We start from the raw sequence: 6,329 nt of genomic DNA, 5'->3' as shown, positions 1-6,329 counted from the left end.
GATCGCTGCCTTGGTGTTGGGGAGCGCTTCCAGTCGATCTGTTTCTGCGTGATAAATCACCAACTCATCTTTGGCGACATCAACACCCACGATCGGCTTTGCGACAGAAACCGGCATTGCCATTGAAAATCCTCCGGGCTAAGGTTTGAACACTTGAAGGGTTCACCCAGAGGCGCAGGCTTGTTCCTATCGTCGGTCTAGGCCTGATGCATTCTTTATCGGCGCTTGGGTGAAAGGAGGAGGGGTGAAATCTCCCACGGTCTGTACTGCGGCTAACAGTCAGAATCGAGCTTTGTCCCTCCTCCCCCCTTCAAGTCCTACCATACAAGCGAGCTTGCTCGCGATTGGGTCCTCACATTCAACATCTCTGGTGGCTGACACACCGCTATCGCGAGCAAGCTCGCTCCCACAAGGGGACGTGTCGTTTACAGATCCGGCATTTCAGAAATCATGGATCTGCGGATACTGGTTGAAGATGTCCCGCATCCCCGCCAGGGCATGGCGCATTTCCTCATCGCTGCACTCAGCCCCGACGCACACTCGCACCGCGCGGGGCCTGGGGGTGCCGCGCACGGTGAACGGGTCGGGGGAAGTCACGGCAATGTGCTTGTGTCGCAGCGCCCGCACCAGGCTGTCCACCTCCCAATGGGCCGGGATGCCGATCCAGGCGTTCAAGGCGTGGGGATGCTGGCCCAGCAGATGCTCGCCCATGTACTCGGTGACCATCGCCTGGCGCCCGGCCAGCAGTTGGCGTTGCAACTGCAGCAGCGACTCGGCGCGGCCATCGCGAATCCAGCGGGTGGCGATCTCCGAGACCATGGGCGTGGCCATCCAACTGTTGACCCGCAGGATGCTCTCGGTGCGCAAGGCCAGGCGCTTGGGCACCACCAGATAGCCGGTGCGCAGCCCCGTGAGTACCGACTTGGTCATGCTCGTGCAATAGAACGACAGCTCCGGCAGGTAATGACTGATGGGCGGTGCCCGGCGCTCGTCCAGCAACGGACCGTACACATCGTCCTCGATAATGTGCACGCCAAAACGCCGGGCGATCTCGGCGATTTCCCGGCGGCGGGTGTCGGGCATCAGGCTGGTGGTGGGGTTGTTCAGGTTCGGTGTGCACACCAGCGCGGTGATGCGCTCGTTGCTGCACATGTCTTCGAAATGTTCCGGGTCGATGCCATAGCGGTCCATCTCCAGGCCCTTGAGGGTGAAGCCCAGCACCTGGGAGTTGCCGATCACGCCGTGGTCGGTCAAGCCTTCGCAGAGCACCACATCGTCGGGCCCCGCCAAGGACGCGAGGGCCAGGAAAATCCCGTGGGCCGCGCCGTTGGTGATCAGCACGTCGTTACGGTCGACTTTCAACCCTTGCCGGCCAATCCACTGCGCCGCCGCTTCGCGATGGGATTCAAAACCGGCGATGGGGCGAAAAGCGTGAATCCACGGCTGGTCTTCTTCAGTGCTCAACGCCGCGCAGGTATCCCGCCAAGCCTGGTCATGCTCGCGGGTGTGCAGGATGCGGGTGATGGAAAAATCCACCAGCGCCCGCTCGGGGCTGTCGAGAATGTAAGTGGCCACCCGGTCGCTCATGCGCCGCGAGACGAAACTGCCGCGCCCGACCTCACAGCGCACCAGCCCCTGGCGCTCCAGCTCCTTATAAGCGTTGGTGACGGTCTGCACGCTGATGCCCATGGCGTCGGCCACCTGCCGTTGCGGCGGCAGGCGCTGGTCATTGGCCAGGCTGCCCTGTTCGATATCGTCGGCAATGGCCTGCACCAGAATCTTGTATTTGGATTCACCGCTGCGGGCGAGGTCCAAGGCTGACTTCCATTTATCCATGACAGCTGCAACCGGCGTGTGTAGGGGTGCGCACAGCATTGCGCGGCCATTGCGGCAAAGCAATTGTCCTAGTGCAATGCAATCGATGCCGGGGCTTTTGTATGCTCGGTCCAAGGTCGTCATCCAGGCGGGTTCATTGCCCCGACAAAAAGCCGGATCGACCTGTACCGGCGCCGTTCCCGATTCCAGGCCACGCCCGGATCCGCCGCTGTACGCTTTGCTCTTGTAACACTGCCTCCTACCACAGAGCCGTCGAACGACGGATCCACAAGAAACAGGAGATTTTATCGATGAGCAATTTTCTTCCCAGCACCTGCGCGCCCTTGCGTCGGCTCTTGTTGACCTGTGCCGTACTGGGCCTGGCCGGCAGCGTTCAAGCGGCGACCCTGGATACCGTCAAAAGCAACAGCAGCATCCGGATCGGCTACGCCAACGAAACCCCGTTCGCCTTCACCGAAACCGACGGCACCGTCACCGGTGAGTCGCCGGAGATCGCCAAGATCATTTTCGCCAGGATGGGTATCAAGCAGGTCAATGGCGTGCTCACCGAATGGGGTTCGCTGATCCCGGGCCTGCGGGCAGGTCGCTTCGACGTGATTGCCGCCGGCATGTACATCACCCCGGCGCGCTGCAAACAGGTGTTGTTCACCGACCCGCAGTACCAGTTGCCCGACGCGTTGCTCGTGGCCAAGGGCAACCCGAAAAAACTCCACAGCTATGAAGACATCGCCAAGCAACCGGAGGTAAAACTGGCAATCATGGCCGGCACGGTGAACCTGGCTTATGCCCGCGATTCCGGGGTCAAGGACGAACAGATCCTCCAGGTCCCCGACACCACCGCACAACTGCAAGCCGTGCGCGCCGGCCGCGCGGACGCTGCCGTTGGCACGCAACTGACCATGAAAGGCCTGGCCAGCAAGGGCGGCGACAAGGTCGAGGCGATGACCGAATTCAAGGACGACCCATCCCACATCGGCTACGGCGCCCTGGCCTTCCGTCCCGAAGACAAGGACCTGCGCGATGCGGTCAATGCCGAGCTGAAAAAGTGGCTGGGCTCCGAAGAGCATCTCAAGACGGTTGCGCCATTCGGTTTCGACAAATCCAACGTGACCAGCAAGACCGCGGCCGAGCTCTGCGCTCAGTAGCCGGCAAGACTGGCGTGCCGAAGCGGGCATGACGCTTGGGGCGTGATGCCTGTTCGCTGCTTCATCGGATATCGGGTCGAACCATGGGCGAATTACTTCCGTTATTGATACAAGGGGCCTGGGTCACGCTCCAGGTGACCTTCTTTGGCTCGCTGCTGGCGATTGTCGCGGCGGTACTGGCAGCACTCGGGCGGCTGTCGCCGTGGCGCGCGTTGCGCTGGTTTTCCATCACCTACATCGAAGTGTTTCGTGGCACCTCGTTGCTGGTGCAATTGTTCTGGCTGTTCTTCGTGCTGCCGCTACCGCCCTTCAACGTTGAGCTGAGTCCTTACGCCGTGGCCATCGTCGGCCTGGGCCTGCACATTGGCGCCTACGGTGCGGAAGTGATGCGCGGCGCCATCAGCTCGGTCGCCAAGGGCCAATACGAAGCCTGCACGGCGTTGAATTTCAGCGCCTTCACCCGCTTCAAGCGGATCATCCTGCCCCAGGCGTTGCTGGCGGCGATTCCACCGGGCACCAACCTGTTGATCGAGCTGCTGAAGAACACCTCGCTGGTGTCGCTGATCACCTTGTCCGACTTGAGCTTCCGGGCGCGCCAGTTGGATCAGGCGACGTTCCAGACCCTGGAGGTCTTCAGCCTGGCGCTGGTGCTGTATTTCATCCTCGCCCAAGCCATCAACTTCGGCATGCGCCACCTCGAGCGACGGCTGAGCCGGGGCCGGATGCGTGGAGGTCTGTCATGACGCTGTTCGACTGGTCCTACGCCGCACACATCCTGCCGGACCTGCTGCGCGCCTCCCTCAATACCGTGGGCATTACCCTGATCGGTTTCCTGATCGCAATCGTCCTGGGACTGTTCCTGGCGATTGGTCGGCGCAGCCGCAAATTCTGGCTGTCGTGGCCGGCCACCGCGGTGATCGAGTTCATCCGCAGCACGCCGCTGCTGATCCAGGTGTATTTCCTCTACTACGTGCTGCCCAACTACGGCTTGAGCCTGACGGCCATGCAGGTCGGCATCCTCGGCATCGGCCTGCACTACGCCTGCTACATCGCCGAGGTCTATCGCAGCGGTCTCGACGCGGTGCCGCGGGCGCAGTGGGAGGCGGTGACGGCGTTGAACATCGCGCCCTACAACGCCTACCGCAACATCATCCTGCCCCAGGCGCTGCGCCCCATCGTGCCACCCCTGGGCAACTACCTGGTGGCGATACTCAAGGATACGCCGGTGCTGTCGGCGATCACCGTGGTGGAAATCATGCAGCAGGCCAAGAACATCGGCTCCGAGAATTTCCGTTACCTGGAGCCAATCACGATGGTCGGCCTGTTTTTCCTCGCCCTGAGCCTCGCCTTGGCTTATCTGGTACGGCGCCTTGAAACGCGCATGGAGCTACGCTAATGACTTTACCTCTGTCCACGCCCACCGATTTGTCCCGGCGCAGCACGCTGGCGTCACAGCAGGAGGCCCCGGCCATGCAAGATCCCACACCGTCCCGGCCAATTGTGAGTTTCCAGGACGTGACCAAAAGCTATGGCAGTTTCACGGTGCTCGACCACCTGAACCTGGATGTCGCGCCCGGTGAAAAGGTCGCGATCATCGGCCCCAGCGGCTCGGGCAAGTCCACGCTGCTGCGGGTGCTGATGACCCTGGAAGGCATCGACCAGGGCCAGATCCGCGTCGAGGATGACTCACTGACCCACATGCCCAACCGCAATGGCGTGCTGGTGCCGGCCAACGACCGGCACATCCGCCGGGTACGCGGCAAGATCGGCATGGTGTTCCAGAGCTTCAACCTGTTCCCCCACATGACCGCGTTGCAGAACGTGATCGAAGCGCCGGTGCAGGTACTGGGCATGAACCCGAAAGAAGCCCGGGAGCGCGCCGCCGACCTGCTGGAACTGGTGGGGCTGGGCAACAAGCTCGACCATTACCCGTCGCAGTTGTCCGGCGGCCAGCAACAACGGGTGGCGATTGCCCGGGCGCTGGCGATGCGCCCCAAGGTGATGCTGTTCGACGAAGTGACCTCGGCGCTCGACCCGGAGCTGTGCGGCGAGGTGCTGAACGTGATCCGCAAACTGGGGGCTGAACACAACCTGACGATGTTGATGGTGACCCACCAGATGGGCTTCGCCCGGGAATTCGCCGACCGGGTGTGCTTTTTCTACAAGGGACAGATCCATGAGCAAGGCACCCCGGCGCAGATCTTCGAGCACCCTCGGCAGGAACGTACGTGTGCGTTCTTGAGTGCGGTGAAAGAGGCGAATTGATCCCCCCCATCACTCAAGTGAACACCTTTGTGGCGAGGGAGCTTGCTCCCGCTGGACTGCGCAGCAGTCCCAAACCAGTAACGCGGTGTACCAGCAAGGCCGGGGGAGAATGATCTTGGGGCTGCTTCGCAGCCCAGCGGGAGCAAGCTCCCTCGCCACAGGTTGTGTGTGGGTTAACCCTGTCCCCGGACCAGAGTTGGCGATAGCCAGCCAAAAAAAGGGGCCATGTGTGCATGGCCCCCCGTTTCATTTACCGCCCAACCGTTATGGGTACTGCTGGTAAGTCTGCCCCTGCTGCTGCTGCTGCGGCGCCTCCTGGTATTGCTGGCCAGGAATAGCCTTGAGGTTGACCTCGACACGACGGTTTTGCGCGCGGCCATTGACGTCGGCGTTGCTGGCCACCGGGTTGTCCGGGCCGGCGCCACGGGCCGAGAGGTTGGCACCGCTCACGCCCTGGGACGTCAGGTAGGTCGCCACGCTCTGGGCACGGCGCTGGGACAGGTCCATGTTGTGCTGGCGGCTGCCGGTGCTGTCGGTGTAGCCGACGATCTCGATCTGGTTCTGGTTGAACTCCTTGAGGGAGTTGGCCAGGTTGTTCAGCGGCTGGTAGAAGCTGGAGGCGATGTTCGCCGAATCGGTGGAGAAGGTGATGTTGCCCGGCATGATCAGTTTGATCTGGTCACCCTGGCGCTGCACTTCAACGCCGGTATTGGCCATGCTGGCGCGCAGTTTCTTTTCCTGCTGGTCGGCGTAGTAACCGTAGCCGGCCGCGGAAGCCCCCACCACCGCCGCACCGATCAACGCACCCTTGCCCCGGTTATCGTGACCGATGGCCGCACCGGCCAACGCCCCCGCCAGTGCACCGAGGCCGCCGTACTTGGCGGTTTTGCTCATGCCCGACGATTCGGTAGAGGCCTGGCCCTGGTTGTCATAGGGGTTAGGCGACGCACAGCCGGACAACAAAGCCACAGCAGTAGCGACAACGATCAAGCGACGCGAGGTGAACATGGAATGCTCCTGGTTTTCAGTCTGGGTGCCAGGGCGTAGGCAATCGACTCTGGCAGGCGTTGGAACGCGGCAATC

Annotated in this window: 6 protein-coding genes and 1 pseudogene; 4 read left to right on the top strand and 3 right to left on the bottom strand. The window is 62.1% G+C overall.

The genetic code is table 11. From position 1 onward, the window contains the following. Both BLO80_RS30330 and BLO80_RS19290 read right to left on the bottom strand, forming a co-directional pair. Window positions 1-123, bottom strand: a pseudogene (locus tag BLO80_RS30330) (IS110 family transposase); the annotation flags it as partial. Between the two features lie 318 nt (window positions 124-441). Continuing rightward, window positions 442-1,836 carry a MocR-like ectoine utilization transcription factor EhuR gene (locus BLO80_RS19290; protein WP_092329520.1) on the bottom strand — a complete coding sequence of 465 codons (1,395 nt, stop codon included), beginning with the start codon at window positions 1,834-1,836 and terminating at the stop codon, window positions 442-444. Window positions 1,837-2,126: 290 nt separating this feature from the next. Here BLO80_RS19290 and ehuB point away from each other — a divergent pair, with 290 nt between their 5' ends. The 4 genes from ehuB (at window position 2,127) to ehuA (ending at window position 5,246) form a co-directional block, all read left to right on the top strand. Beyond that, complete coding sequence (gene ehuB, locus BLO80_RS19285; RefSeq protein WP_092329517.1) at window positions 2,127-2,981, top strand: ectoine/hydroxyectoine ABC transporter substrate-binding protein EhuB; 855 nt, start codon at window positions 2,127-2,129, stop codon at window positions 2,979-2,981. An 83-nt stretch (window positions 2,982-3,064) separates the two neighbouring features. Further along, a complete protein-coding gene (gene ehuC / locus BLO80_RS19280; protein WP_092329514.1) occupies window positions 3,065-3,724 on the top strand; it encodes an ectoine/hydroxyectoine ABC transporter permease subunit EhuC in 660 nt (219 codons plus the stop codon). Beyond that, the gene (gene ehuD, locus BLO80_RS19275) at window positions 3,721-4,377 is read left to right on the top strand and encodes an ectoine/hydroxyectoine ABC transporter permease subunit EhuD (protein WP_092329512.1); all 657 of its coding nucleotides are present in this window, start codon (window positions 3,721-3,723) and stop codon (window positions 4,375-4,377) included. The genes ehuC and ehuD overlap by 4 nt, the downstream gene beginning before the upstream one ends. After that, window positions 4,377-5,246: an ectoine/hydroxyectoine ABC transporter ATP-binding protein EhuA gene (ehuA, locus tag BLO80_RS19270; RefSeq protein WP_371914583.1), complete on the top strand. Its 870-nt coding sequence runs from the start codon at window positions 4,377-4,379 to the stop codon at window positions 5,244-5,246. Before ehuD ends, ehuA begins: the two co-directional genes overlap by 1 nt. A 264-nt stretch (window positions 5,247-5,510) precedes the next feature. Here the strand turns inward: ehuA and BLO80_RS19260 are convergent, their stop codons facing one another. Then, window positions 5,511-6,254 carry a YiaD family glycine zipper/OmpA-like lipoprotein gene (locus tag BLO80_RS19260; RefSeq protein WP_092329506.1) on the bottom strand — a complete coding sequence of 248 codons (744 nt, stop codon included), beginning with the start codon at window positions 6,252-6,254 and terminating at the stop codon, window positions 5,511-5,513. Window positions 6,255-6,329: the final 75 nt, after the last annotated feature.

It is taken from the genome of Pseudomonas sp. NFACC56-3 (assembly GCF_900100025.1).
GTDB classification, from domain to species: Bacteria; Pseudomonadota; Gammaproteobacteria; order Pseudomonadales; family Pseudomonadaceae; genus Aquipseudomonas; species Aquipseudomonas fluorescens_AA.
This window is presented reverse-complemented; position numbering and strand designations above follow the sequence as displayed.

Bases quoted from the DNA above. Each gene is read 5' to 3' on its own strand.
- BLO80_RS19290 (WP_092329520.1), bottom strand. From the start codon at position 1,836: ATGGATAAATGGAAGTCAGCCTTGGACCTCGCCCGCAGCGGTGAATCC.
- ehuB (WP_092329517.1), top strand. From the start codon at position 2,127: ATGAGCAATTTTCTTCCCAGCACCTGCGCGCCCTTGCGTCGGCTCTTG.
- BLO80_RS19260 (WP_092329506.1), bottom strand. From the start codon at position 6,254: ATGTTCACCTCGCGTCGCTTGATCGTTGTCGCTACTGCTGTGGCTTTG.
- ehuC (WP_092329514.1), top strand. From the start codon at position 3,065: ATGGGCGAATTACTTCCGTTATTGATACAAGGGGCCTGGGTCACGCTC.
- ehuD (WP_092329512.1), top strand. From the start codon at position 3,721: ATGACGCTGTTCGACTGGTCCTACGCCGCACACATCCTGCCGGACCTG.
- ehuA (WP_371914583.1), top strand. From the start codon at position 4,377: ATGACTTTACCTCTGTCCACGCCCACCGATTTGTCCCGGCGCAGCACG.